The following is a 25,389-nucleotide window of genomic DNA, read 5'->3' on the forward strand; positions in this document are numbered from 1 at the left end:
AGGTTGTCGCTGCACGATGTGCCGACGATAGGTAACGGATAGAAGGATGTCTACGTATCTCGCCGGGTGCGGTGAAGGTATGTTTCGGCTACCGGCCGGCTCACCGTCCCGCCGGGCGCCGGCCCCTGGTCGAGACGAACTGGTAGGACATCACCGCGAACGCCGGGTCGCGCAGGAGCTTGCGGAACGCCTCCAGCTGGCCCGGCGACAGCCCCGTGTCGAGCAGCTCCGGCTCCAGCTGCCGGGAGTTCGTCGCGTACAGGGAGGCGCCGACCGAACCGCCGGGCCAGCTCTGCGAGTGGGTCACCGTGTCCACCTCCAGCAGGCCCGCCGCCGCCAGCTCGGCGTGCACGTCCTGCGCCCAGGCCAGATCGGCGCCGTGGCTCTGCAGGATGCCGAGCATCGCGTCGGTCACCTGGGTGAAGAGCTTCGCCGCGTCGTCGGTCGGCGCGGTCAGCACCCGCAGCGGCGCGGAGCAGTCGAACTCCTCCACCACCAGCCACCCGCCGGGAGCCAGCGCGCCGGCCAGCGTGCCCAGCACCCGCCGCCGGTCCGGCAGGTGCAGCAGCACCAACCGGGCGTGGATCAGGTCGAAGGCGTCGCCGGGCGCCGGGTCGGTGCGCACGTCGTGCCGGCGTACCTCGAGGTTGGCCGCCGGGGCGAGGTGCCCGGTGTCGATGTCGGTCGCCAGCACCCGACCGGCCGGGCCGACCGCCCGTGCCATGGCCCGGGCCACCGAACCGCCGCCGGCGCCGATCTCCCAGCACACGCCGCCCGGGGCGAGCAGCGGCGGGGCGATCCGGCCGGCCGTGATCGGGTCCAGGAACGACTCCAGCGCCCGCAACTGGGGCACCGCCTCCGGGGAGCCGTTGTCGAAGGTGTACTCGGTGTCACGGATGTCTGTCGGCATCGTCGCTCATCCCTGTCGCGAATGGTCGGGTCGGTTGCCCGGGGTCGGCCCAGAGTCCGGGCACCGGTCGGGGAGCCGGCGGCTCCGCGACCGCGGCGACGCTGAGCATCGCCGCCAGCGCGCCCGGGTCGGCCCGGGCCTCGTCCGCGGGGCGGTCGTAGACCACCCGGCCGTACTCGAGCACCGCGATCCGGTCCGCGACCGCGATGGCGTGGTGCAGCTGCTGCTCGACCAGCAGCACGGTGAGCCCGGTCCGGGCGAGGGCGCCGACGAGGTCGCGGACCCGGGCCGCCAGCTCCGGGGCGAGGCCCTCGCACGGCTCGTCGAGCAGCAGCACCCGAGGCTGGCCGAGCAGCGCCCGGGCGATCGCCAGCATCTGCTGCTCGCCGCCGGACAGCTGGTCGCCGCGGTGGCGTAGCCGGACCGCCAACCGGGGCAGCAGCTCCAGGATCCGGGCGACCGTCCAGCCCTCGCCGCCGGGCGTCGCGGCCCGCCACGGCGCGGCGGCCAGGGCGAGGTGCTCGGCCACTGTCAACCGGGAGAAGACCCGCCGGCCCTGCGGCACGAGACCGACCCCGGACCGGGCGATCCGGTGTGGCTGCCGGCCGGCGACCTGCGTCCCGCCGATCTCGATCCGCCCGCCGTACGGGCGCACCAACCCGGCGACGGTGTGCACGAGCGTGGTCTTGCCGGCGCCGTTGCGGCCCACCACCGCCTGCACGGTGCCGGGCGCCACGTCGAGGCTCACCTCGTGCAGCACGATCCCGCCGGCGTAGCCCACGCAGAGCCGCTCCGTGCGCAGCATTCAGGTCACCCCTTCCGCGTACGCCTGCCGGACCGGGCCGGAGGCGCGGATCTCGGCCGGTGTCCCGGTGGCCAGCGTCCGACCGTCGCGCAGCACGGTCACCGCGTCGCAGAGCGCGTACACCAGGTCCAGCCGGTGCTCGACCAGCAGCACGGCGACGGCGCGCGGCAGTTCCCGGAGGAACTCCACCAGCCGCTCGACCTCCACGGCGGACAGCCCGGCGGCCGGCTCGTCGAGCAGCAGCAGCCGGGGACGGCCGGCCAGCGCCACGGCGATCTCCAACTGGCGGCGCTGGCCGTGGGCGAGCCGGCCGGCGGGGACATCGGCGAGTTCGGGCAGCCCCACCCGGGCCAGCAGGGTGGCCGCGGCGCGTTCGGCGGCGCGCCGCTTCCCGCCCGGACGCCAGCGGCCGGGCCGCACCGCGTGCGGCAGCGCGGCGACCACGACGTTCTCGGCCGCGGTCAGCGTCGACCAGACGGCCGGGCGTTGGTGGATCCGGCCGACGCCGCGGCGGGCCCGGGCGGCCGGGCCGAGCCGGGTGACGTCCCGGCCGGCGAGCAGCACCCGGCCGCCGCCCGCCGGGATCGACCCGCCGAGCACGCCGAGCAGGGTGGTCTTGCCGGCCCCGTTCGGCCCGATCAGCGCGTGCCGCTGGCCGTGGTCGATCCGCAGGTCCACCCCGTCCAGCGCGGCCAGCGACCCGTAGCGCACGGTGACGCCGCGGGCGGCGAGCAGCGGCGTCACGCGCGTGCTCCCGTCGGCGTGGGCCGCTCCCGGGCGGTGCGGCCGGCCCCGACCTCCGGCAGCAGCCGGCCCCGCACGGCCGGCGGCCGGTGCGCGCCACCGGGCAGCAGGTAGACGGTGACCACGAAGGCCAGCCCCAGCACCAGCGGCGCCTGCCCGGGAAGCGCGCCGAACAGCCAGTCCCGCCCGGCGATGACGAGCACCGCGCCGACCAGGGCGCCGCCGACCGACGCGGCGCCGCCGATCACCACCCCGAGCAGCAGCAGGGCGGACGTCTCGAAGCCGAAGTCGGCGGGCGAGAGGTACTGCTGGGCGACCATCAGCAGGGAGCCCGCGGCGCCCGCGACCGCCCCCGCGGCGACGTGGACGCCGGCCACCTGGAACGACACCCGGTGCCCGCTGGCCCGCAGCCGCGCCTCGTCGTCGCGCCCGGCGCGCAGCAGCAGCCCGACCCGGGTACGCAGGACCAGCAGCACCAGCCCGACCAGCGCGACGACGACCACCAGCGTGTACCCGTAGCGCGCCCGGTCGGTGGCCAGCACCGGCATCCCCCACAGTGGACGCAGCGCCGGGACGCCGGCCAGCCCGTCGGTGCCGCCGGTGACCGAGCGCCACCGGCCGACCAGGATCACCACGAGTTCGCCCACCGCCAGGGTGATCATCAGGACGATCACGCCCCGGGCGTGCACCACCAGCGGGATGGTCGCCGCGGCCAGCGCCGCCCCGGCCACCGCCGCGACGGCCAGGTGCACCACCCCGACGTCGGAGACCTGCCCGCCGAGCACCGCGCTGGCGTAGGCGCCGGCCGCGTACGGGGCGGTCTGGCCGAGGGTGGGCAGCCCGGCGACGCCGGTGAGCAGGGCGACGCTCACCGCCACCAGACCGAGCGCCAGGGTGCGGGCGAGCAGCGCCGCGGTGTAGTCGTCGACCGCCCACGGCGCCAGCACCAGGCCGGCCAGCACGGCGGCGGCCACCCCGCGCCGCAGCGTACGGAGCGCTTCCTCCCTCACGTCGCCCTCCCGGCCAGGCTCCGCGCCCGTACCGCGAGCACGGCCGCCATCGCGGCGAAGAGCAGGAACGGGGCGGCCGACGGCGCGAGCGCGACGCCGAGCGTCTGGATCTGCCCGACGGCCAGCGCGGCGAGCAGCGTGCCGGTCATCGACCCGAGACCGCCGAGGACGACGACCACCAGGGAGAGCAGCAGCACCACGTCGGCGGTGTCCGGACCGGGGCCGATGATCGGTGCGCCGAGCACCCCGGCGGCCCCGGCCAGCGCCCCGGCGGCGGCGAGCACGCCGACCCGGATCCAGGCCGGACTCACCCCGAGGACGGCCACCATCTCGGCGTCGTCGACCGCCGCGCGGACCAGCATGCCCGCCCGGGTGCGCCGCACCGCGAGGTGGAGCAGGCCGGCGAGCAGCGCGGCGACGACGATGAAGACCAGCCGGTACGCGGCGTAGCGGTGGCCGGCGACGACCACCGACCCGTCCAGCGCGGCCGGGACCCGCACCGGCTGGTCGTCCGGCCCGAACGCCCGCACCAGCAGACTGCCGCCGACCAGTGCCAGCCCGAAGGTGAGCAGCGCCTGGGTGAGGTGGGTGCGCGCGGCGACCCGGGTGAGCAGCCCGGCGACCAGCGCGCCGGCCGCGGTGGCGGCGACCACCCCGACCGCCAGCGCCAGCAGCAGGCTGGGCCAGCCACCGTCGAGCAGCGCGGCGGCGGTGTAGCCGCCGATCGCGTAGAGGGTGCCGTGCGCCAGGTTCAGGATGCCGGCGACGCCGAAGCAGAGCACCAGCCCCGCCGCGGCGACGAACACCAGCAGCCCGTAGGCCACCCCGTCCAGGGCCGGTACCACGTACGGGTCGATCGAGATGTCGACCGGCACGGCACTCACCCGCCGACGGTGGCGAGGTCACCCACGACGGTGTTGGACAGCGCCCGGCCGTCCTGGCGCACCTGGCGCAGGTACCACTTCTGCACCGGGGCGTGGGTGGTCGGCGAGAACTGCCAGGTGCCGCGCGGGCTGGCGATCTGGCCGAGCTGACCGATGGCCGCGTTGACGCTCTCCGGGGTCGGGTCCTCCCCGGCCGCCGCGATGGCCCGGTCCAGCACCGCCGCGGCGTCGTAGGAGGCCATCGCGTACGTCGTCGGGGAGCCGTCGTACCTGGCCTTCCAGGCGGCGACGAAGGCCCGGTTCTCCGCGTTGTCCAGGTCGGGCGAGTAGTTGAGCACCGAGTAGATGTCCCGGGCGGCCTCGCCCTGGGCGTCGAGCACCCCACCCTCGGTCAGGAAGCCGGCGGCGTACAGCGGCAGGTCCCGGATCTCGGACTGGGCGTACTGCTTGACGAAGTCGACGGCCGCGCTGCCGGCGTAGAACGTGTAGACGGCGTCCGCGCCGGAGGCCTTGATCCGGGCGAAGTACGGGGTGAAGTTGGTGGTGGCCGGGAACGGGGTGAAGGTGGTCTTGCCGTCCGGGTTTGCCAGCGTGCCGCCGACCTTGGCGAAGGTGTCGGTGAAGCCGCGCAGCTCGTCCCAGCCGCCCTGGTAGTCCGGGCCGATGGCGTAGACGCTGCCCTTGACGTTGTCCCGCACGTGCTGGGCGATCGCCTCGCCCGGCTCGTCGGAGAGGTAGGAGGTGTGCCAGATCCGGGACACGTCCTTCAGCTCCGGCCGCCCGTTCGAGCCCACGAACGGCACCTTGGTCTCGTTGAGCAGCGGGTAGACCGCGGCCACCGAGCCGCCGCCGACGATGCCGGTGAGCGCGAGGACGCGATCCTGCTTGAGCAGCTTGGTGGCGGCGGGCACCGCCGTCGGCGCCCCGTTGCCCTCGTCGGCGACGACCAGGTCCACCTGCCGGCCGCCGAGCTTGCCGTCGTGGGTGGACAGGTAGAGCTCGAAGCCGTCGCGGATCTCCTTGCCGACCGCCTGGTACGTGCCGGACAGCGACGCCAGCAGACCGATCTTGATCGACCCGCCCGGGCCGGCGCCGGGTCCGTCGTCGGCACAGCCGGTCGCGGCGAGCAGGACGAGGGCGAGCAGCGCCGCGGTGCGGGCACGGCGACGCCGCGGGATGGTCAGGGACATGTCTTCTCCTATGGGGGGATGGAAGCGCCGGCGTGGGGGCGCCGGTGGGTCAGCGGCTGCGGGCCAGGGCCGCGCGAGCCGCCGGGGTCAACGCGTCGCCGATCCGGTTCGCCAGCTCGGTCATCTCGTAGGAGACCTTGCCGACGTCGCACTGCGGATCGGCGAGCACGAGCAGGGAGGCGCCGTCGTTGAAGGCCATGGAGAACATGAAGCCGCCCTCCAGCTGGGTGACGTTGGAGATCACCGCGCCGGCGTCGAAGAAGGCGGCCGCGCCGCGGAGCAGGCTCACCAGCCCGCTGCCGGTGGCCGCGAGCTGGTCGGCCCGGTCCGGCGGCAGGCCCCGGGTGGCGGCCACCATCAGGCCGTCGGCGGAGATGGCGATGGCATGGCTGACCTCGGTGGCGCGCTCGGCGAAGGCGTCCAGCAACCAGCCGAGATCCTGTTGGTCGGTCACGTGCTCTCCCTGTCGGATCAGTTGTTGATCAGGTTGGGCCGGCGGGCCGCCACCCCGCGCGCGTACGCGGCCATCGCGGTGGCCACCTGGGCCGGGTCGCGGTACTCGGACCGCTGCCGCGGCACCGTGACGCCGCCGGGCACCAGGTGCCGTTGCGGCTGCCGGCGCGGCAGGCCGGACGTGGTGGTGGCGACGACCTCGGGCTCGGTCGCCCGGGCGGCCGTACGCCAGGCGTCGTCGGCGGGGCCGGCCCAGGACGTACCGTTGCCGTGGTCGGCCTGGAACCAGTGGTTGACCTGTTGGAAGATGACGAGTTCCTCGGTGGGCGGGTCGTCCCGCGCCGGCGGTGCGGGCCGGAACACCGGCGCCGCCGGCAGCACCCGGTCGGTCGCCGGCGCTCCGGCCCGCGGCTGCGGGACCGCCCCGTACCCCGGTGCCGCCACGCTGGTGCGCGCCGCGCGCCGGGACGGTCGGGTGGGCGTGAGCAGGAACTCCTCCGGCGGCAGCGGCCGGATCATGGTGGCCGGTAGCGCCGCCTCGGCGATCGTGCCGCGGCGCGGGCCGGGGCGGAGCTGGACGACCACGCCCAGCCGGGCGGCGAGCTGCCCCACCACCACCAGCCCCATCGCCCGCACCGCGGCGACGTCGATCGCGGGCGGGCGGGCCAGCAGGTCATTCAGCTGCTGGCGCCGTTGCGGGGAGAGCCCCACGCCCTCGTCGCTGACCTGGACGATCACCCGGTCGCCGAGGCTGCGCCCGGTGACCCACGCCTCGGTCTCCGGCGGGGCGTAGCCGGTGGCGTTGTCCATCAGCTCGGCCAGCAGGTGCACCACCTCGTCGACCGCCTCGGCCGCCACGGCCACGTCGCCGTCGACCATGCCGAGCCGGATCCGGGCGTAGTGCTCGATCTGGCTCTGCGCGGCCTGGAGCACCTGTTGCAGCGGCACGTCGTGCTGGCGTACCCGCCCGACGCCCACCCCGCCGAGCACCAGCAGGCTGGCGTTGATCCGCCCCATCCGGGTGGCCAGGTTGTCCAGCGTGTACAGCTGGTGCAGCCGCTCCGGGTCGGTCTCGTCCTGCTCGACCTTGTCGACCTGGGCCAGCACCGCGTCCACCAGCCGCTGCTCCCGCCGGCTCAGGTGGATGAAGATGTCGGCGGTGTTGGCCCGCATCACCGCCTGCTCCGCCGCGGTACGCACGGCGGCCCGGTGCACGGCGCTGAACGCCTGCCCCAACTCGCCGATCTCGTCGTCGCTGGACGGCTCCAGGGCGTCCGCGGCCTGGCGGCGGGCCAGTTCGTCCGGGTCGACCGAGGAGCTGTCCGGGTGCTGGAGCCGGGCCACCACCTCGGGCAGCCGCTCGAACGCGACCGCGTTCGCCGCGTCCCGCAGCCGGTGCAGCCGGCGGGTGATCTGCCGGGCCACCGCCCAGGTGACCAGGGCGGTGAGCAGCAGGGCCAGCACCGCGGCGGCCGCCTCGACCACCGTGCGCCGTCGCTGGTCCGCGTGCGCCGCCCGGATGTCGTCGAGCACCGCCGCGTCGACCCGTTGCCGCAGCTCGGCCAGGCGGACCGACCACTGGTGGGTGGCGGTCACCCAGGCGCCGAGGTCCAGCCGCAGCCGGTCGCCCGACGGGGTACGCGACACCTCGTCCTGCATCCGTTGCAGCACCAGGGCGTCCTCGCCGCTGCCGGCGCGCTCCCACCAGCCGCGCCAGGCGGGCCGGGCGAGCGCCAGGAAGTCCAGGCTCGCCTCGGTGAAACCGGTGCGGGCGACGGTGACGTCCTGCTGCATGGCGGGCGTCAACTCCTCGGCCGCCACCGCGCGTAGCACGGCGACCTGCTGCTGGCCGACCGCCTCGGCCACCTTGGACAGGGCCGCGCTGGCCCGGATGCCGTCCGCGATCCGGGCGTTGACCACCCCGAGGGTGACGCTCTCGCGGAGGCCGAGCAGGTCGGCGATGGCGATCCGGTAGCTGAAGGTCATCGCCGACACCGAGGCGTGTGCCGCCGTGCGGACCTGGGCGCGCAGCGGCGGCAGGCCGTCCAGCGCCGCGTCGATCCGGGGCAGGACGGCCTGGTCGGCGGCGGGCCCGGCGGGCACCCGGTCGCGCTGCCGGCGGTAGCGGGCCACCGCCGCGTCGGTGGCGGCGGTGGCGTCGGCGAAGGCCTCCTGCTGCTCCGGCGCGCCGCGGGTGAGCAGGTCGGCGGCGACGATGCGCTCGTGTTGCAGCCGGTGGGCGAGGTCCCCCGCCTCGGCGCCGAGTTGCGCGAGGTGCCCGAGGTCGCTCGCCCGGGCCGTCTGGCGGGCGCTCTCGGTCAGGGCCAGCCCGGCGAAGCCCATCACGGCGACCAGGGGGGCCGCGACGATGAGGCGCATCCGGCCGGCGATCTTCCAACCACGACGGCGGGTCGGGTAGGGTCGGGCCGCGTGGGACCTCGTGCTCGACGCCAAGACTGACTCCCGCGCTCATCTATGACGGCCTATGTGCACCTTGCCGATTGCACGTTTCATTGCGCCGGAACTGGCGCGTCCAGACCAGACCTGACGGTGGTACAAACAGCCCGTACCAGCATCTGTACCCACAGTCAGCAGCGCAGGTGGATCGGCCGGCCCGGCCGGGGGCGTCGGCGCCGCCGAGGTCAGCGCTGACCGGCCCGGCCGCCCGACGGGTGCGGCGGGACGTCCGACTCCGGCTGGCCGCCGAGCACCTGCCCGATCAGCTCCCGCAGCTCGTCGATCGCCGCCACCACCGCCTCCGGGTCGCGCGCGTCGCGTCGCGTCGCCGGCGGCACGTCGGCCGGGTCGAGCCGGGCGACCTCGCCGAGCCGGGGGCCGCGCCGGCCGTCCGCCGCCAGTTGTTCCGCCGCGACCTGGGGCCACAGGGCGGCCAGCCGACCACCGGTGCCGAGCACCTCGTCACAGCGGACGGCGAACTCGTGGCTGCCGAACCGACGACCGGACTCGACCGCGGCGACCGTCTCGCGACTGAACCGCACCCGCTCCGCCAACGCCCGCTGGGTGAGCCCCTGCCGGGTACGCCAGCTGCGCAGTTCGGAGCGAAACCGGCGGCTGGCACCGCGGTGCGCGGCGCTCGACGGGGGCGTGCGATCCATGTGCTCACCTTCACGACGCCGGCGTTGCGGTGCCGACGTCAGATCGAGGTTGGGCGATGAGTGGCCGTTCGCAGGGGACATTCTTAACCCATCGGGCGACGAGTGTGAAGACGTGACCCCGCAGAGTGACCACCGGCGTCGGTCGACGGTCCGGGCCGGACGGACCGCCGCGCCCGGGACGCGACCGGCCGCCGCCCGCCGCCGGCACCGCACCGCCACCGACGCCCCGCACGGCTCCTCCCGCTGGTCAGCGTCGACCTGCCGGCCCGGTCAGGCCGCCGGCCGCTCGGCGGCGGGCACCGGCCGGCCGCCGGCCGGCAGCGCCGGGTCGAGGATCACCGGCAGTTCCCGGTGCGCGCGGAACGCGACGTTGGGTTTGTACGAGCGGCGGTGGTCGGGGGTGAGGCGCAGGCCGGGCAGGGTCGCGCCGAGCCGGGCCAGGGCGATCTCGCCCTCCAGCCGGGCCAGTGCCGCGCCGATGCAGAAGTGCGGTCCGTGCCCGAAGGACAGGTGGTCCCGGCGGTCGGGCCGGTGTGGATCGAACCGGTCCGCGACGGTGAACACCGCCGGGTCCCGGTTGGCGGCGCCGATCAGCAGCAGGCAGCGCGCCCCGGCCGGGATGGTGACGCCGTTCAGGGTCACGGGCCGGTTGGTCACCCGCAGCCACCCGTCGATGGCGGGCGCGTAGCGCAGCGTTTCGGTCAGGAACGCCGGGATCCGCCGCGGCTCCTCGACGATGGCCCGCCACCGGTCCGGGTTGGACAGCGCCTGGTCGAGCGCGTGCGCGAGCAGCCCGGCCGTGGTCTCGTGCCCGGCGACCAGCAGGTTGAACATGATGCTCGACACCTCGGCCACCGTGAGCACCTCGTCGTCGCCGTCGCGGTAGGTCAGCACCTGGCTGACGTAGTCCTCGCCGCACCGGCCACTGTCGAGCCGGGCCCGCACGAGATCCTGGCAGTAGTGCCAGAACTCCAGCAGCCCCTGCGCGAGCCGGACCTGTTCGGCCGGCTCCGGGCACCCCCAGATCAGCGCGATCTGGCCATCCGCCCAGGCCCGGACCCGTCCGATGTCCTCCTCTGGGACGCCGAGGAGGTCGAGCAGGACCAGCAGGGGCAGTTCGGCGGTGAACTCCGGCACCAGGTCCGCCCGGCCGCCGGGACGGGCGGCCAGGCGGGACACCAGCTCGTCGACCCGGCGGCGGACGATCGGACCGTACCGCTGCTCGACCCGGTCGGCGGTGTTGGCGAACGTCGCCCGCAGCGCCCGGCGGATCCGCGGGTGCACCGGCGGATCCGCGGCGGCGGTCGTGGGCGGCGCGTCGATCCGGACGATGATGTCCATCGCCTCCGGGCAGACCTGGTAGACCGGGGCGAGGGTGAGCGCGTTGCCGAAAGTTTCCGCGTCGCCGAGCGCCCGGCGCACGTCGGCGTGCCGAGTGATCAGCCACAGCCCGAGTTCCGGGTCGTGGTGCACCCCGCCGGGGGTGTCGAGGATCCGCCGCCACACCTGCGCCGGATCGGCGAGATACGCCCCGGCGAACGGATTCAACCGCATGACCGCCTCCTGGAGTGCCGTGGCGGCGCGCGAATTCGTAACCGTCGACGACCGCCGGAGACCTTCACGGTGCGCCAATTCCGTGGGCAAGTCAAGATTTGTGTTCGTCAATGCAAAAGACGATGGGAATTGCGCCGTACCGCTATTGCCCAATCCTTGCCCTTATGCAAGTTGCGTCCTGACGCTTGCCTGTCGCGACCCCGATGACCAGCACAGCCACTGATCAGTGACGGCGCGCCACCGCTTTCGCTGCGACCCGGCGGCAATGGCGGTCCGGCTCGCCGTAACCGCAGCACGACCACTGACCGACGTCAACGGAGTCGCATTTCCCGTTCCGCGACCGGACCCGCGTCCATAGACAACGCGACGGACTACTGCGCCCACGGGTCCGACGTAATTCGGGTTCGCCCGAACCGGTCGAGACCCCCGACGGTGGACGCCGTCCTCGGCGCCGTACCGCTGGTGCCGCTGCCGCACCGGGCCGGCTGAACCCGGCCCTCCCGGCGGAGGGTCAGCCGGGCGGGCGACCGGCTCGGACCGTCGGCGAGCGGCGGTCGACCCGGCCGGCGCGCAGCAGCCAGCGCCAGCGCGGAAGCTCCGCGGCCACCGTCGCCAGGGCCAGCGCCGCCACGGCGATCGCGACGCCGCGCGGCCACGCGACCCACGCCGACCAGACGGCCGCGACCAGTTGCAGCAGCACCAGGGCGATGGTGACCACGCCGGGCACCGGAACCAGCACGTGGGGCTTGTCGCCACGGGTCGCGAAGACGGTCGGCAGCCCCACGAGCACCACCACCGCAGCGATCGCCAGCGGCACCGAATGCCCGGCGAGCGCCCACGGCGTCGCCACCCAGGCGATCAGCTCGGTGCCGAACCGCAACGCGGAGGCCAGCCCGGGACGGTTCGGCGAGCTCAACTCGGTCACTCGGCGAGTATGGCCACCGCCCGCCACCGGAATCCACCCGACCGCCGGGACGCCCGCTCGGCTAGCGGTCACGCCGCCCGGTCGCCCGATCCGCTCCGGCCGCGGGCACGCGCCCGCGGCCGGAGCGAGCGGTGTCAGATGGTACGGGCGAGCCGGTCGGCGAGGATCCGGGTGAACCGCGATGGGTCGGCCAGTTCCCCACCCTCGGCGAGCAGCGCGATGCCGTAAAGCAGTTCGGCGGTCTCCTTCAGCGACTCCTCGGTGCCGCCCTGCTCGTGCGCCTTGCGCAGGCCGGCGACCAGCGGGTGCCCCGGGTTGAGTTCGAGGATCCGCTTCACCGTCGGCACCTCGTGCCCCATCGCCCGGTACATCTTCTCCAGGGTCGGCGTGATGTCGTGGGCGTCGCCGACCACGCAGGCCGGCGAGGTGGTCAGCCGGGACGACAGGCGTACCTCCTTGACGCTGTCGGCCAGCGCCTCGCCCATCCAGGTGAGCAGGTCGGCGTAGTCCTGACGCTGCCGCTCCCGCTCCGCCTCGGCCTCCTTCTTCTCCTCCTCGGTGTCCAGGTCCACCTGGCCCTTGGCGATGGAGCGCAGGGCGCGGCCGTCGTACTGGCCGACCCGCTCGACCCAGACCTCGTCTACCGGGTCGGTGAGCAGCAGCACCTCGTAGCCCTTGGCGCGGAACGCCTCCATGTGCGGCGAGTTCTCGATCATGCTGCGCGACTCGCCGGTGGCGTAGTAGATGTCGCTCTGGCCGTCCTTCATCCGGGCGACGTAGCCGGCGAGGTCGGTCAGCTCGGCCGGGTCGTTGGTGGAGGCGACCGACAGGATCTCCAGGAGGGTTTCCTGGTTCTCCAGGTCGTCGATCAGGCCCTCCTTGACCACGGCGCCGAACTCGCTCCAGAAGGTCCGGTAGCGCTCGGCGTGGTTGGCCTTGAGGTCCTTGACCGTGGCGAGGATCTTCCGCACCAGCCGGCGCCGGACGACCTGGATCTGCCGGTCCTGCTGGAGGATCTCCCGGGAGATGTTCAGCGACAGGTCGTGCGCGTCCACCACGCCCTTGACGAAGCGCAGGTAGTTCGGGGTGAGCGCCTCGCAGTCGTCCATGATGAAGACGCGCTTGACGTAGAGCTGCACGCCGCGGCGGCCCTGCGGGGAGAACAGGTCCAGCGGCGCGTGGGAGGGGATGAAGAGCAGGGCTTCGTACTCGAAGGTCCCCTCGCCCTTCATGTGCACGATCTCCAGCGGGTCGGCCCAGTCGTGGCTGACGTGCTTGTAGAACTCGTGGTACTCGGCGTCGTCGACCTCGTCGCGGGACCGCGCCCAGAGCGCCTTCATCGAGTTGAGCGTCTGCACCTCGGTGGTGGTGTCGCCCTCGGCGCCGGTCCGCTCCACGGTCATCCGGATCGGCCAGGCGATGAAGTCCGAGTACCGCTTGACGATCTCCCGGATCGTCCACTCGGCGGTGTAGTCGTGCAGGTTGTCGTCGGCGTCGGCGGGCTTGAGGTGCAGGGTGACCGAGGTGCCCTGCGGCGCGGAGTCCACCGGCTCCACGGTGTAGGTGCCCTCGCCGGTGGACTCCCAGCGGGTGCCCCCGGCCTCGCCCGCCTTGCGGCTGGTGAGCAGCACCCGGTCGGCGACCATGAAGGCGGCGTAGAAGCCGACCCCGAACTGCCCGATCAATTCCTGCTTGGCGCCCGCGTCCGCCGACTCGCGCAGCTTGCGCAGCAGCTCCGCGGTGCCGGACTTGGCGATCGTGCCGATCACCTCGATCACCTCGTCGCGGGACATGCCGATGCCGTTGTCCCGGACGGTCAGCGTCCGCGCCGCCTTGTCGACCTCGATCTCGATGTGCAGGTCGTCGGTGTCGACGACGAGGTCCTTGTCGACCAGCGACGCCAGGCGCAGCTTGTCCAGCGCGTCGGAGGCGTTCGAGATCAGCTCCCGCAGGAAGACGTCCTTGTTCGAGTAGATCGAGTGGACCATCAGCTGGAGCAGCTGACGCGCCTCGGCCTGGAACTCCAACGTTTCGGCCCGGTCGGTCACACCGTGTCCTTTCTTCTCGCGCCCATGGGGGTTCGCGGAAAGGATACGAGCCGTCGCCGATCGCACCCGCCGGGTAGTCCGGGGACCGACACCCGCACCGGGGTACGGGCCCGCGGCAGGACACGTATTGACAACCGTCGACGTTAGCGCGACCCTGGCGAGAGAGCGCTCTCTCACTCGCCCCGGGCACAGCACATCACCACCACCACTTCTGGCCAGGGAGCTCCGATGCCTTTTCGGCGGCGGCGGAGGGGTCCCTGACCCGTACCCCGACAGGAGTCACGAGATGGACAGGGCCGCACCCCTCTCCGGTACCCGCCGCCGGTTGCGCCTCACGACAGCGATCGGCGCCCTGCTGGCACTCCTCGGCACGTACGCCGTGCTCACCGCCGCGCGGGCCGACGCCGCCCCGGTCGCCAACGTCATCCGGGTCGCCGAGTTCCCCGCCGACTGCCCGTACAGCCACCGGCTGCCGGACGACCCGATCATCTTCCCCGGGCTGCCCGGCGCCTCGCACATGCACAGTTTCTTCGGCAGCAGGGTGACCAACGCGCACACCGACCTGGCCGACCTGCTGGCCTCGACCAGCACCTGCAACCCCAGGGTGGACGTCTCGTCGTACTGGGTGCCGACGCTGTACCGGGACAACGTGCCGGTCGAGCCGACCATCGTCACGTTCTACTACCTGGGCGAGGGCGTCCGCAGCGACATCGTCGCCCGCACCGAGCCGATCCCGCAGGGGTTGCGGATCGTCGCCGGCAACGCCCGGGCCACCGGACCGAACGACAGCATCGCCCGCTGGTCCTGCCTGCACGCCGGGCACGTGCCGCCGTCGAAGAACTTCGTCACCTGCCCGGCCGGCACCATGCTGGAGTCGTACCTGGACTTCCCACAGTGCTGGAACGGCCGCGACCTGGACTCCCCCGACCACAAGAGCCACCTGGCGTACCCGGTGAACCAGGCCTGCCCGGCGACCCACCCGGTGCCGCTGCCGAAGCTGCGGCAGGTGCTGCGCTACCCGGTCAACGGTGATCCGGCGCGGCTCCGGCTCGCCTCCGGACCGGGCTACACCATGCACGGCGACTTCTTCAACGCATGGCCGGTCGAGGAGATGGCCCGCCGGGTCCGCGACTGCATCCGCCCGGTGATCAAGTGCGGGGCGGACGGCCGACCACTCTGAACCCACCGTCCAGCCCCGTGGGGAGCGGGCCCGACGGCACCCCGGGTCCGCTCCCCGCCCTGCGGAGAGGAGGCCGGATGCGCCCGGCCGTACCGCCCCTCCTCGTCGCTGTGGCGCTGCTCGTCGCGGGCTGCGCCGGCGACGCCGGACCATCCGCGGCATCACCGCACCCGGCCGCGCCCGGCGGTGGCGCCCCGACGTCCTCCGACGCCGCCGCGCCAGCCGGCACCGCGTCGGGCGGCACCGCCTCGGGCGGCGGCGCGTCCGGCGGCGCGGCGGGTGCGTTCAACCCAACCGACGTCGCCTGGCTCCAGCTGCACGTGGCGATGACCGACCGGATGCTCCCGGTGCTCGACGTGGTGCCGGCCGGGACCGGCGACCCGGCCTGGCGACTGCTGGCCGCCCGGCTCGGCACCGCCCACCGCGCCGACCTGGCCCGGTCCCGCCAACTGCTGGCCGGCTCGGGCGCACCGACGACCAACCCGCACGAGGGCCACGACATGCCCGGCATGGTCACCGCCGACGAACTCGCGACGCTCCGGGCCGCCACCGGTGTGCCGTTGCACCGGCTGCTCGCCCGCCACCTGCGCGCGTACCTGACGCAGCTGGCCCGGCTCGCCGCCGCCGAGCAACGCGCGGGCAGCCACCCGGCGACCACCGCCCTCGCCGCCGCGATCGCCCGCCAGAGCCGCTCCGAGCTCGCTCACCTCGACCGGCTCGACCACCCGGCCAGCCCGGCCCCGGCAGGCGCTGGGCACGCCGGGCGCGACCAGCCCTGATGGTCGAGTAGGCGGGTCGAGCACCGCCGCCGGCGCCAGCCGGCCGGCGGTGCTCAGGCGGCGAAACGGGCGGCCAGGTCCACGGTACGGCGAGCCGCCGCCACCATCGCCCGGTCGGCGAACCGCCCGTCCGGCAGCACCACCGTTCCGGAATCCCGGGTCTGCGCCTCGGCCACCGCGGCGAGCAGTTCCTCGGCCCGGGCCACCTCCCGCTCCGCCGGCCGGAACGCCTCGGCGATCACCGGGAGCTGACGCGGGTGGATGGCCGCCCGACCGAGGAAGCCGAGCCGCCGGCCCCGGGCGCAGGAGGCGGCCAGGCCGTCGGCGTCGGTCACGTTCGGGTACACCGACATCGCCGGCGGCGGCAGGCCGGCCGCGCGGGCCGCCACCACGATCCGGCCGCGCGCCCAGGTCAGCCCGTCCTCGTCGGTGACGCCCAGGTCGGAGCGGAGGTCGGCCTCGCCGAGCCCGATCGAGGCCACCGCGGGATGGGCCGTGGCGATGGCGTACGCGGACTCCACCCCGGCGGCCGACTCGACCAGCGGGTGCAGCGGCACGGCCACCCGGGCCGCGAGCGCGGTCACCGTCGCGACCGACTCCACCTTGGGCAGCCGCAGCCCGGCCACCCCCGGCCGCCCCGCGACGGCGGCCAGGTCGGCGTCGACGTCCGGACCGGTCAGCTCGTTGACCCGGACCTGCACCGGCACCGGGTGCTCCTCGGCGAGGAACTCCGCCACTGCGTCCCGGGCGTACGCCTTGCGGCCGGCGACCACCGCGTCCTCCAGGTCGAGGATGACTGCGTCGGCGCCCGAGGCGACCGCCTTGGCGAACCGGTCCGGCCGGTCGCCGGGCACGTAGAGCCAGGTGAGCAGCATCAGATCACCCCCTGCGCGCGCAGCTCGGCCAGCTCGGCGTCGGCCAGGCCGAGGGCCCGCAGCACCGCGTCGGTGTCCTGGCCGTGCCGGCGCCCGGCGTGCCGGATCTCCCCCGGCGTGCCGGAGAGCCGGAACGGCACGTTCTGCATCCGCACCTCGCCCAGCTCCTCGTCGGGCACCGTGCGGACCGTGCCCAGCGCCGCGTACTGCGGGTCGGCGAGGATGTCCCGCACGTCGTAGACCGGGGCCACCGCGGCCTGCGCCGCCTCGAACGCGGCCACCACCTCGTCCCGGTCCCGCTTCGCGACCCAGGCGCCCACCGCGGCGTCCAGTTCGTCGGCGTGCGCGGCCCGGCCGCTGCCGGTGGCGAACCACGGCTCGTCCACCAGCTCGGGGCGGCCGACCAGGCGCAGCACCCGCTCGGCGATGCTCTGCGCGCTGGTGGAGACGGCCACCCAGCGCCCGTCGGCGCAGCGGTACGTGTTGCGCGGGGCGTTGTTGTTGGACCGGTTGCCCAGCCGCGGCTGGACGTAGCCGAGCTGGTCGTACCAGGTGATCTGCGGGCCGAGCATCGCCATGATCGGCTCGATGATGGCCAGGTCGACCACCTGGCCGGCGCCGGTGAGGTCCCGGCCGCGCAGCGCCAGCATGACCGCGTACGCGGCGGCCAGCGCGGTCACCGAGTCGGCCAGTCCGAACGGCGGCAGGGTCGGCGGCCCGTCCGGTTCCCCGGTGGCGGCGGCGAAGCCGCTCATCGCCTCGGCCAGGGTGCCGAAGCCGGGCCGCCGGGCGTACGGGCCGACCTGGCCGAAGCCGCTGATCCGGGCGATCACCAGCCGCGGGTTGACCGCGTGCAGCTCGGCCGGGCCGAGACCCCACCGTTCCAGGGTGCCGGGGCGGAAGTTCTCCACCAGCACGTCGGCGTCGGCGAGCAGCCGGCGCAGCAGTTCGGCGCCCTTCGGGTCGGACAGGTTCACAGTGATCGTGCGCTTGTTGCGCCCGAGCACCTTCCACCACAGCCCGACGCCGTCCTTGGCCGGGCCGTGCCCGCGCGACGGGTCCGGCTTGGCCGGGTGCTCCACCTTGATCACGTCGGCGCCGAAGTCGCCGAGGAACGCCGCGGCGAGCGGCCCGGCGAAGAGGGTGGCCAGGTCGACCACCTTCACCCCGGCGAGCGGCCCGGTCCGGTCCGGTTCGGCGGCGCTGGTCACGGCGTTCCCTTCGTCGGGTCGACGGTGGCCAGGAAGACGTCCCCGTTGCCGAGCGCCCCGCCCGGCACCGCCCCGGCGGTGAGCCCGCTGACCAGCAGCCGGCCGTCGGCGCCGAGGGTGGCGTAGACGTTCTCCTCGCCGAAGGCGTCGGCGGCGTCGTCGCGGGCCGTGCCGTACTGGGCGGCGCCGAGCTGCCGGCCGCGCGAGTCCAGCCGCAGGGTCAGCACGTCCGCGCCGCCGACCGGCACGCCGAGGCCGCTGCCGGTGAAGCCGACCACGGCCACCGCCCCGCCGGGCAGCGCCACCACGTCGGCGCCACCGTCGGCGCCGGGGCCGCCGGTCACCGTCCGCCACCGCTGCCGGCCGGCCGCCGTGTACGCCACGGTCAGCACGTCGGTGCCGCCGGCGGTGGCCTCGCCGCCGACCGAGCCGGTGGCCACCACCGTGCCGGTCGAGCTGACCGCGACCCCGCCGAGCAGGTCGTCGCCCGCCCCGCCGACCGACGTCACCCAGCTGCGCGTGCCGCTGTGATCGAACCGGGCCAGCCAGCCGTCGGTGCCGCCGAGCGCGGTGGTGCCGGGCAGGCCGGCCGTGGTGCTTCCGGCCACGTACACGCCGTCGGCGTCGACCGCCACCGCGTACGCCTTGTCCTCGCCGGCGCCGCCGAACTGCCGGCTCCAGGCGACCGACCCGTCCGGGGCGATCCGGGCCAGCACCGCGTCCTTGTCGCCGGCCGAAGCCGACCCGTCGAACGAGCCGCTGGTGTAGCCGGCGGCGTAGGCGCCGCCGTCCGGGGCGGCGGCGACGGCGTAGAACCGGTCCGCCTTGGCCGGGTCGCCGGCCTGGGTCAGCCAGGCCCGCTGCCCGGTGGCGGTCAGCCGGGTCACGAACCCGTCGTCGGCGGGGCTGCCGGGGTGCCGGCCGTCGAGGTCGCCGCGGGTGTAGCCGGCCGCGACCACACCGCCGTCGGCGAGCGGCACCACCCCGTAGAGCCGGTCGTTGGCCGGGGTGCCGAACTGGGTCGTCCACCGGGTGCCGGTGCCGTCGAGCCGGCTCACCACGGCGTCCAGCCCGCCCGCGTACGGCTGGCCGGCGACCGGGCCGGAGGCCGCGTACCCGAGGGTGGTGGCGCCGTCCGGGTGGGCGGCGACGCCGCCGGCCCAGTCGGTGCCCGCGCTGCCGTACGCCGGGCCGGGCAGCCCGGCCGGCGGGGTGACGCTCAGCGTGCCGGCGAGGTGCTTCAGCCCGGCCACGAAGGCCGGCCGCCAGACGTCCCAGTCGTGCCCCCCGTCGAGCACCCGGAACTCGGCGGCCACCCCGTCGGCGCGGCGCACCGTGTTGTAGAGCGTGGCCGCCTCGTAGTCCAGGTCGTGCACCGCGTCCGCCGGGTCCGGGTTCGCCCACTCGTCGTCGCCGACCGCGACGTACATCCGCACCGGGGACTCCGGGTCCAGCCCGGGCAGCAGCGCCGGGTAGTTCAGCCGCTGGTAGACCTCGTCGGAGAAGCGCTGCTCGCCGGAGCCGAAGGCGCCGAACTCGCGGGCCGACGAGTCGGCCGGCGGCAGCGGCCGGTACACCGCCGGGCTGAGCACCAGCGCGTTGGCGAACAGGTCCTGATGAGCCAGCGCGTAGCGCAGCGCGCCCGCGCCGCCCATCGAGTAGCCGCCGACCAGCCGGGCGCCCCGGTGGGCGGCGGTGCGGTAGGTGGCGTCGACGTGCACCACCAGGTCCCGGGTGAGCGCGGTCTCCACCGGCCGGCCCGGGTCGTCCGCGCCGGTGTATGCGGAGTCGACGAACCAGTTGCCCCGGCTGCTCCACGGCGCGTCGGGCAGCACGGCGATCACCGGCGGCACCTCCCCGTCGGCGATCAGCCGGTCCAGGTCGGCCTTCACCCGGGTCCACGCCGCCATGGTGTCGCCCCGGCCGTGCAGCAGGTACAGCACCGGGTAGCGGGTGTCGCCGGCGGCGTCGTAGCCGTGCGGGAGGTAGACGGTGTAGTCGATGTCGCCGCCCAGCGCCGGTGACGGCGCCGTGGCGGTGGTCAGCGTGCCCGCGCGGAGCCGCTCCGCGGCGGCCGGCGCCGCGCCGGCCAGCCCGAGCGCGAGGAGCATGGCGGCCACGCCGCCGCCGATCCGCCAGCGTCTGCTCATCAGGTCACTCCTGTCCGGTCGAGAGGTCCGCGGCGCAGCGGAAGCCGACCTGCTCGGAGCGGGTCAGCCCGGCGCCGGTCAGCAGCAGCTTCACCGACACGTCCGGCGGCTGCGGGCCGCCGTCGAAGTACCAGTCCGAGCCCTCCGCGCGGTACGCGGCGCCGCCCTTGACGATGACGAACCGGGTCCGCCCGTCGGAGTGCTCGCTCTCGGTCAGGTTCCACACCAGCGGCTCCCGACGGTTCAGCAGTCCCGCCTCGGCGGCCACCTGCCACTCGTCCTCGGTCGGCAGCCGCAGCCCGGCCCAGGCCGCGTACGCCCGGGCGTCGGCCAGGTCGACCCCGGTGACCGGGGCGTCGGCCGGCCCCTGCCCCGCGGTGAACCGCTCGGGGCGCACCGGCCGGTAGCCGGAGGCGCGCAGGAACTCGGCGTACTGGCCGTGGGTGACCTCGTCGGTGGCGATGGCGAACCGGCCGAGCTGGACGTTGCGGCGCAGCGTGCCGGTGTGGTGCAGCCGCGGCGGCAGCGGCTTCCACTCGTCCACGTACGGGGTCTCCCCGTACAGCCCGGTCTCCCGCACCCGGTAGCGCACCAGCAGCTCCCACCGGCCGCCGTCGACGGCGACCATGCCCTCGGGCAGCTCGGCGCGTGGCGCCCACGGCGTGCGGGTCCGCACCGCGGCCCGGGCCGGGAAGGACGGGTCGCCGGCCGGGGCGGGGTGCGCCGGCACGGGCGCGTCGGTGGCGACCACCGCGGCGATCGCCCCGCCCGGCAGCGGGCCGCCCACCGCCACCCGACCGTCCGGGGTCGGGGTGGCGGTCAGGTCGGCGCCGGTGACCAGGTCGACGAAGCGCCGGCCGGGACGCGGCTCGGTGACCAGCCACGGCCCGTCGTGGTCGCCGCCGCGGTTGGCCACCGTCCACAGCGGTACGCCCTGGTGCGTCCAGCGGGACGCGTACACCTGGCCGGTGCCCGGGTGGTCGGCGAGCGGGACCCAGTCCTCGGCGCGCAACCACGCGGCGTGGCTCGCCTGCACCCGGCGCATCGCCCGCAGCACCGCCCGGTCGCGGTCGTTCCAGCCAACCCAGACGCCGAAGACGCTCTCCCACACCAGCACCCCGACGCCGTTGAGCCAGGCGGAGTGCAGCTCATCGAGGTGGTCGCGGTGCCAGCGGCGGGTGTGGTGCAGCACGTGCCGCCGCTCGAACCACTTGGCCCGCAGCACCCCGGGCACCGGCGAGTCGGCGAACCACTGCGCCCAGGACATCGCGTGGTCGGCGATCCGGGCCAGCGGCACCCGGCTCTCCCCCTCCAGCACCATCCCGGGCCGGACGGCGTCCAGCTCACGGCGCAGCTCGTCGGCGCCCTCCTTGAGGGTGTCCAGGAAGATCCCGTCGACGCCGAGCTTGCCGGCCAGCGCCGCGACCTCCTGCGCGTCGGTGCCGCTCTCCGGCCGGGTGCCGGTGTCCCAGGGGTTGTAGTCGACGAACACCCGCACCCCGCGGGCCTGGAAGGCACGCACCACCTCGGGCAGCTCGGGCACGTCGCGGTACCAGTCGAACTGGTTGCGCTCGTCCAGCCCGATCACCGGGTACGCGTGCCAGAGCACCACCCCGTCGAAGCCGCCGAAGTCCCGGTCGGCCGCGTTGAGGAAGTCCTCGACGGTGAACACGCCGCGCTCGTGGTCGTAGAGCGTCTCGTCCCAGAGCCAGGCCAGGCAGACGCTGAAGCAGTCGAGCGGGATCTCGTCGTAGTGCGCGCCGGTGTAGCCGAGCCGCGCCCGCGCGTCGGTGCGCCAGCGGGTGAGCTGGTCACGCCAGGTCGGCCAGTCCGCCGGGTCGTCCGGGGCGGCGAAGATCTTCGCCTCGTCCAGCGTGGTCAGGTCGGCGTCCCCGGCGAGCGGCACCTCGGTGGGCCGGTCGATCGGGCGCGGCACGTACGGGTTGAAACTCACAGCGTCACCTCGGTTCGCGACTGCGGGGCTCGCAACACCGGCTCACTCCTCGCGCTCACGGCGTCCCCCGGTATGTCGCGGCGTACAGAGCTTCGATGGCGGCCCGCTCGGGCAGCGCGGTCGACGCGCCGGGGCGCTGGGCGCAGGCGGCCCCGGCGGCGCACGCCCAGCGCAGGATCGCGGTGACCGCGTCGGCGTCGACCGCGCCGCCGCGTTCGGCCCAGCCGACGGCCAGCGCCCCGGTGAACGCGTCACCGGCGGCGGTGGTGTCCACCGCGTCGATCCGCGGCGCCGGGATCTCCAGCCGCAGGCCACTCCGGTCGGCGTACGCGGCGCCCCGCGCGCCGAGGGTCAGCACCACCCGCGGCACCAGCTCCAGCAGGGCGTCCACCAGCACCGGCGGCTCGTCGGCGAAGACCCCGGCGACGACCGCCGCCTCGTGCTCGTTGACCACCAGCACGTCGACCAGGTCGAGCAGCTCCGCCGGCAGCGGCGCGGCCGGCGCGGCGTTGAGCACCACGGTGGTGCCCTCGGCGCGGGCCAGCCCGGCGGCCGCGACCACGGTCGGCAGCGGCACCTCCAGCTGCAGCAGCAGCACGTCGGCGGCGGCGATGGCGGCCCGGTCGTCGACGCCCAGGTCGGTCAGTTCGCCGTTGGCGCCGGGGGCGACCACGATGAAGTTCTCCGCGTCCCGGTCGACCGCGATCAGCGCGACCCCGGACGGGCCGGGGACGGTGCGCAGGCCGCGCACGTCCACGCCCGCCGCCACCAGGCTCGCCCGCAGCTGCGCGCCGAACTCGTCGTCGCCGACCGCGCCGACGAAGCCGCAGGCCGCGCCGGCCCGGGCGGCGGCGACCGCCTGGTTGGCGCCCTTGCCGCCGGGCACGGTGCGGAAGTTCTCGCCGAGCACCGTCTCGCCGGGGCGGGGCAGCTGCGGCGCGGTCACCACCAGGTCGAGATTGGTGCTGCCCACCACGACCACCTCGGCGGTCATCGCACACCTCCCGCTGCCTCCGAAGCCGAGCCGACGCCCGAACCCGGACCGACGCCCGAACCCGGGCCAGCGGCCGGATGCGGATCGGCGGGCGCGGCCGGGGGCGGTTCGGCGAGCGCGGCGGTCCGGGTGGCCAGCTCGTCGAAGCCGATCCCGTCGAAGCCGGCGATGCTGCTGGCCAGCCGGTTGCGCAGCGGGGCAACCCAGCGCTCCGGCAGCCCGGACGCTCCGGCGAGCGCACCGGTGACCGCGCCGACAGTGGCGCCGGTCGAGTCGGTGTCCCAGCCCCCGCTGACCACCGCGCAGATGGACCGTTCCAGGTCCCCCCGCCCGTACGCCAGCGCCGCCGCGACCAGCGCGGCGTTGTTGCGGACGTGCACCCAGTGCAGGTGGCCGTGCCGGGCGTACAACTCGTCCAGCACCGTCTCCCAGTCGTCGGTGGACGCCCCCAGCGCCCGTGCCTCGCGCACGGTGGCGGCGAACCGGCTGGCCGGCGGCAGCACCGCCTCGCCGGCGTCGAGCACCTCGTCCACGCCGGTGGCGACGGTCGCGGCGGCCGCCATCGCCGCCACCCAGACCGCCCCGTACGCACCGGCGCGGACGTGGCTGACCGTGGCGTCGCGCCAGGCCAGCTCGGCGGCCCGGTCGGGGCGGCCCGGGTTGACCCAGCCGTAGACGTCGGTGCGGATCTGCGCGCCGATCCACTCCCGGAACGGGTTGTGCCGCCGCGCGGTCGCCGGCGGCGCCAGCCCGAGCAGCAGGTTGCGGTAGGCGACCCGCTCGGCGGTGAAGACCCGCCCCCCGGGCAGCCAGTCCAGCCACGCCTGCGCCACGTCGGCGCTGGTGAAGTCCCGCCCGTGGGTCTCCAGCACGCGCAGCGCCAGCAGCGCGAAGTTCAGGTCGTCGTCCTCGGGCATGCCGTCGATGTTCTCGGCCAGGCTGGTCGGCGCGCTGCGCCGGTTCCACGGCCAGCGGGCGGCCACCTCGGCGGGCAGCCCGCGCGCGGTGAACCAGTCGCGCAGTGGCCACCGGCCGGTGGCGACGAGGATCTCCCGGATCCCGTGGCGAGGGATCTTCTCCACCGGCTTGCCGAGCAGGCAGCCCGCCGCCCGGCCCAACCAGGCGCCGTGCAGCCGGTCGTACGCCACGGTGGTCGGCAGCGACCAGGTCGCCGGCCAGGTCGCGCGCAGGGCCGCCAGGTCGTCCGGCTCGCCGGCGGCGGCCGGGGCGGGCAGCGCGTCGGCGGCGTCCAGCAGCTCGACGGCGAGCGCCCGCAGCGCCGGTGACGCCGGGGCCGGCGAGGCCCCGCTGACCGGCGGGGTGAGGTCCCCGCCGGCCGCCGCCCACCGCTCGGCGAGCGGGCCGACGTCGCGGCCCTCGTCCCGGCTGGCCGCCAGTTCGTGCGGCAGCAGGTCCTCCGGCTGCACCCAGGTGATCCTCACCGGGTCGGCTCCCCACCCCGCGCCACCTCGCCGGTCAGGCCGGCGAACCGCTCCGCCCGCTGGGTGAACCGGGCCCGGTCGCGCTCGAAGACCTCGGTGGCCACCGCCGCGAGGACGCGGGCCGGCTCCACCAGGTCGGTCCGGGAGGCGGTGCCGACCGCGTCGGACCACTCCGCCGGCACCGCCGCCGCGCCGCCCAGCGCGCCGGCGATCGCGCCGGCCATGGTGGCGGTGGAGTCGGCGTCCCGGCCGTAGTTCACCGCACCGAGCACCGCCGGGCGGAACTCGCCGCCGGCCACCACCAGCATGCCGATGGCCACCGGAAGTTCCTCGATGGCGTGCAGCCGGCTGGGCCGGCGGGCGCCGAGCCCCGGGCTGCGGTACTCCTCCCCCACCGTGTCGTAGGGCGCCACCGCGGCCCGCAGCGCGGGGATCGCGGCCTTCCAGTCGTGGTGGCCCCGGGCCTCCTTGACGACCGCGTCGATCGCCGACCGGGTGCCGTCGCGGGCCAGGTCCAGGGCCGCGGCGACCACGTCCTCGACGCCCGCGCCGGGGGCCGCGGCGGCGGCGACCGCGGCGGCGAAGACCGCCGCGGCCTCCCGCCCGTAGCTGTGCTGGTGCGCCCCGGCGATCTCCACCGCCTCGGCGTACGCCCCGGCCGGGTCGCCCGCGTTGACGATCCCGACCGGGGCCATGTACATGGCCGCGCCGCAGTTGACGATGTTGCCGACGCCCGCCTCGCGCGGATCGGCGTGCGCGTGGTGCAGGCGGGTGACCAACCACCGCTCGGCGGCCGCGAGCCGGTGGAAGGTCACCCCCTCGCGCTCCAGGTCCGGGATGTACACCACCCGCTCGATCAGGTCGGGGACGAGCAGCTCCACCACGTCGTACGCGTCGAGGTGGTCCCGCTTGGCCGCGTACGCCCGCACCAGCGCGTGGGTCATCAACGTGTCGTCGGTGATGTGCCCGTCGCCCTTGTGGTACGGCGCGAGTGGCCGCGCGGTGGCCCAGTCGGCGTGGTACGGGGGCACGATGCCCTCCACCCAGCCGCCGAAGCGGGCCCGGATCTGCTCCGGTAGTGCCGTTTCGGTGGCCCCGCCGAGGGCATCGCCCACGGCGGCGCCGACCAGACATCCGACCGACTTGTCGAGCAAGAGTGCCATCG

The 25,389-nt window shown here is 75.1% G+C and carries 21 protein-coding genes; 2 read left to right on the forward strand and 19 right to left on the reverse strand.

The genetic code is table 11. The features are described from left to right. Positions 1–100: 100 nt before the first annotated feature. From GA0070609_RS15025 to htpG, 12 genes are all read right to left on the reverse strand, one after another. Positions 101–910, reverse strand: coding sequence for a class I SAM-dependent methyltransferase (locus GA0070609_RS15025; protein ID WP_088994390.1), 810 nt, complete (start codon positions 908–910; stop codon positions 101–103). Beyond that, complete coding sequence (locus tag GA0070609_RS15030) at positions 891–1,715, reverse strand: ABC transporter ATP-binding protein (protein ID WP_088994391.1); 825 nt, start codon at positions 1,713–1,715, stop codon at positions 891–893. The genes GA0070609_RS15025 and GA0070609_RS15030 overlap by 20 nt, the downstream gene beginning before the upstream one ends. Then, a complete protein-coding gene (locus tag GA0070609_RS15035; protein ID WP_088994392.1) occupies positions 1,716–2,459 on the reverse strand; it encodes an ABC transporter ATP-binding protein in 744 nt (247 codons plus the stop codon). Continuing rightward, entirely contained in the window at positions 2,456–3,469 is a 1,014-nt protein-coding gene (locus GA0070609_RS15040) for a branched-chain amino acid ABC transporter permease (protein WP_088994393.1), read from the reverse strand. Before GA0070609_RS15040 ends, GA0070609_RS15035 begins: the two co-directional genes overlap by 4 nt. Then, on the reverse strand, positions 3,466–4,353 hold the full coding sequence (locus GA0070609_RS15045) for a branched-chain amino acid ABC transporter permease (RefSeq protein ID WP_088994394.1): 888 nt from the start codon (positions 4,351–4,353) through the stop codon (positions 3,466–3,468). The genes GA0070609_RS15040 and GA0070609_RS15045 overlap by 4 nt, the downstream gene beginning before the upstream one ends. Continuing rightward, complete coding sequence (locus GA0070609_RS15050; protein ID WP_088994395.1) at positions 4,350–5,543, reverse strand: ABC transporter substrate-binding protein; 1,194 nt, start codon at positions 5,541–5,543, stop codon at positions 4,350–4,352. Before GA0070609_RS15050 ends, GA0070609_RS15045 begins: the two co-directional genes overlap by 4 nt. 49 nt (positions 5,544–5,592) lie before the next feature. After that, positions 5,593–5,997: a roadblock/LC7 domain-containing protein gene (locus tag GA0070609_RS15055; RefSeq protein ID WP_088994396.1), complete on the reverse strand. Its 405-nt coding sequence runs from the start codon at positions 5,995–5,997 to the stop codon at positions 5,593–5,595. Positions 5,998–6,014: 17 nt separating this feature from the next. Then, on the reverse strand, positions 6,015–8,375 hold the full coding sequence (locus GA0070609_RS15060; RefSeq protein ID WP_088994397.1) for a sensor histidine kinase: 2,361 nt from the start codon (positions 8,373–8,375) through the stop codon (positions 6,015–6,017). 263 nt (positions 8,376–8,638) lie between these two features. Next, positions 8,639–9,112 (reverse strand): helix-turn-helix transcriptional regulator, encoded by a 474-nt coding sequence (locus tag GA0070609_RS15065; protein ID WP_088994398.1) that lies wholly within the window; start codon positions 9,110–9,112, stop codon positions 8,639–8,641. Positions 9,113–9,382: 270 nt separating this feature from the next. Next, entirely contained in the window at positions 9,383–10,666 is a 1,284-nt protein-coding gene (locus GA0070609_RS15070; protein ID WP_088994399.1) for a cytochrome P450, read from the reverse strand. Positions 10,667–11,177: 511 nt separating this feature from the next. Beyond that, positions 11,178–11,591, reverse strand: a complete 414-nt coding sequence (locus GA0070609_RS15075) for a hypothetical protein (protein WP_088994400.1) — start codon at positions 11,589–11,591, stop codon at positions 11,178–11,180. A 134-nt stretch (positions 11,592–11,725) separates the two neighbouring features. Then, on the reverse strand, positions 11,726–13,639 hold the full coding sequence (htpG, locus tag GA0070609_RS15080; protein ID WP_088994401.1) for a molecular chaperone HtpG: 1,914 nt from the start codon (positions 13,637–13,639) through the stop codon (positions 11,726–11,728). Positions 13,640–13,925: 286 nt separating this feature from the next. Here htpG and GA0070609_RS15085 point away from each other — a divergent pair, with 286 nt between their 5' ends. Further along, positions 13,926–14,819 (forward strand): DUF1996 domain-containing protein, encoded by an 894-nt coding sequence (locus tag GA0070609_RS15085; RefSeq protein ID WP_088994402.1) that lies wholly within the window; start codon positions 13,926–13,928, stop codon positions 14,817–14,819. A gap of 77 nt (positions 14,820–14,896) precedes the next feature. Then, entirely contained in the window at positions 14,897–15,598 is a 702-nt protein-coding gene (locus GA0070609_RS15090) for a DUF305 domain-containing protein (protein ID WP_088994403.1), read from the forward strand. A 53-nt stretch (positions 15,599–15,651) separates the two neighbouring features. On the opposite strand, the gene GA0070609_RS15095 is transcribed toward GA0070609_RS15090, so the two are convergent. Genes GA0070609_RS15095 through GA0070609_RS15125 form a run of 7 tightly spaced genes read right to left on the reverse strand, consistent with a single transcriptional unit; the run spans position 15,652 to position 25,387 of the window. Continuing rightward, positions 15,652–16,473, reverse strand: a complete 822-nt coding sequence (locus GA0070609_RS15095; protein ID WP_088994404.1) for an HpcH/HpaI aldolase/citrate lyase family protein — start codon at positions 16,471–16,473, stop codon at positions 15,652–15,654. Next, the gene (locus GA0070609_RS15100) at positions 16,473–17,684 is read right to left on the reverse strand and encodes a CaiB/BaiF CoA transferase family protein (protein ID WP_088994405.1); all 1,212 of its coding nucleotides are present in this window, start codon (positions 17,682–17,684) and stop codon (positions 16,473–16,475) included. The genes GA0070609_RS15095 and GA0070609_RS15100 overlap by 1 nt, the downstream gene beginning before the upstream one ends. Next, positions 17,681–19,834: an alpha/beta hydrolase-fold protein gene (locus tag GA0070609_RS15105; RefSeq protein WP_088994406.1), complete on the reverse strand. Its 2,154-nt coding sequence runs from the start codon at positions 19,832–19,834 to the stop codon at positions 17,681–17,683. Before GA0070609_RS15105 ends, GA0070609_RS15100 begins: the two co-directional genes overlap by 4 nt. Before the next feature lie 4 nt (positions 19,835–19,838). Beyond that, positions 19,839–21,788, reverse strand: coding sequence for an SUMF1/EgtB/PvdO family nonheme iron enzyme (locus GA0070609_RS34335; protein WP_088994407.1), 1,950 nt, complete (start codon positions 21,786–21,788; stop codon positions 19,839–19,841). Positions 21,789–21,843: 55 nt separating this feature from the next. Further along, positions 21,844–22,782: a ribokinase gene (locus GA0070609_RS15115; protein ID WP_088994408.1), complete on the reverse strand. Its 939-nt coding sequence runs from the start codon at positions 22,780–22,782 to the stop codon at positions 21,844–21,846. Continuing rightward, a complete protein-coding gene (locus GA0070609_RS15120; protein ID WP_088994409.1) occupies positions 22,779–24,224 on the reverse strand; it encodes an ADP-ribosylglycohydrolase family protein in 1,446 nt (481 codons plus the stop codon). The genes GA0070609_RS15115 and GA0070609_RS15120 overlap by 4 nt, the downstream gene beginning before the upstream one ends. Continuing rightward, entirely contained in the window at positions 24,221–25,387 is a 1,167-nt protein-coding gene (locus tag GA0070609_RS15125; protein WP_088994410.1) for an ADP-ribosylglycohydrolase family protein, read from the reverse strand. The genes GA0070609_RS15120 and GA0070609_RS15125 overlap by 4 nt, the downstream gene beginning before the upstream one ends. Between the last annotated feature and the right edge of the window lie 2 nt (positions 25,388–25,389).

The organism is Micromonospora echinaurantiaca (assembly GCF_900090235.1).
Lineage (GTDB): Bacteria > Actinomycetota > Actinomycetes > Mycobacteriales > Micromonosporaceae > Micromonospora > Micromonospora echinaurantiaca.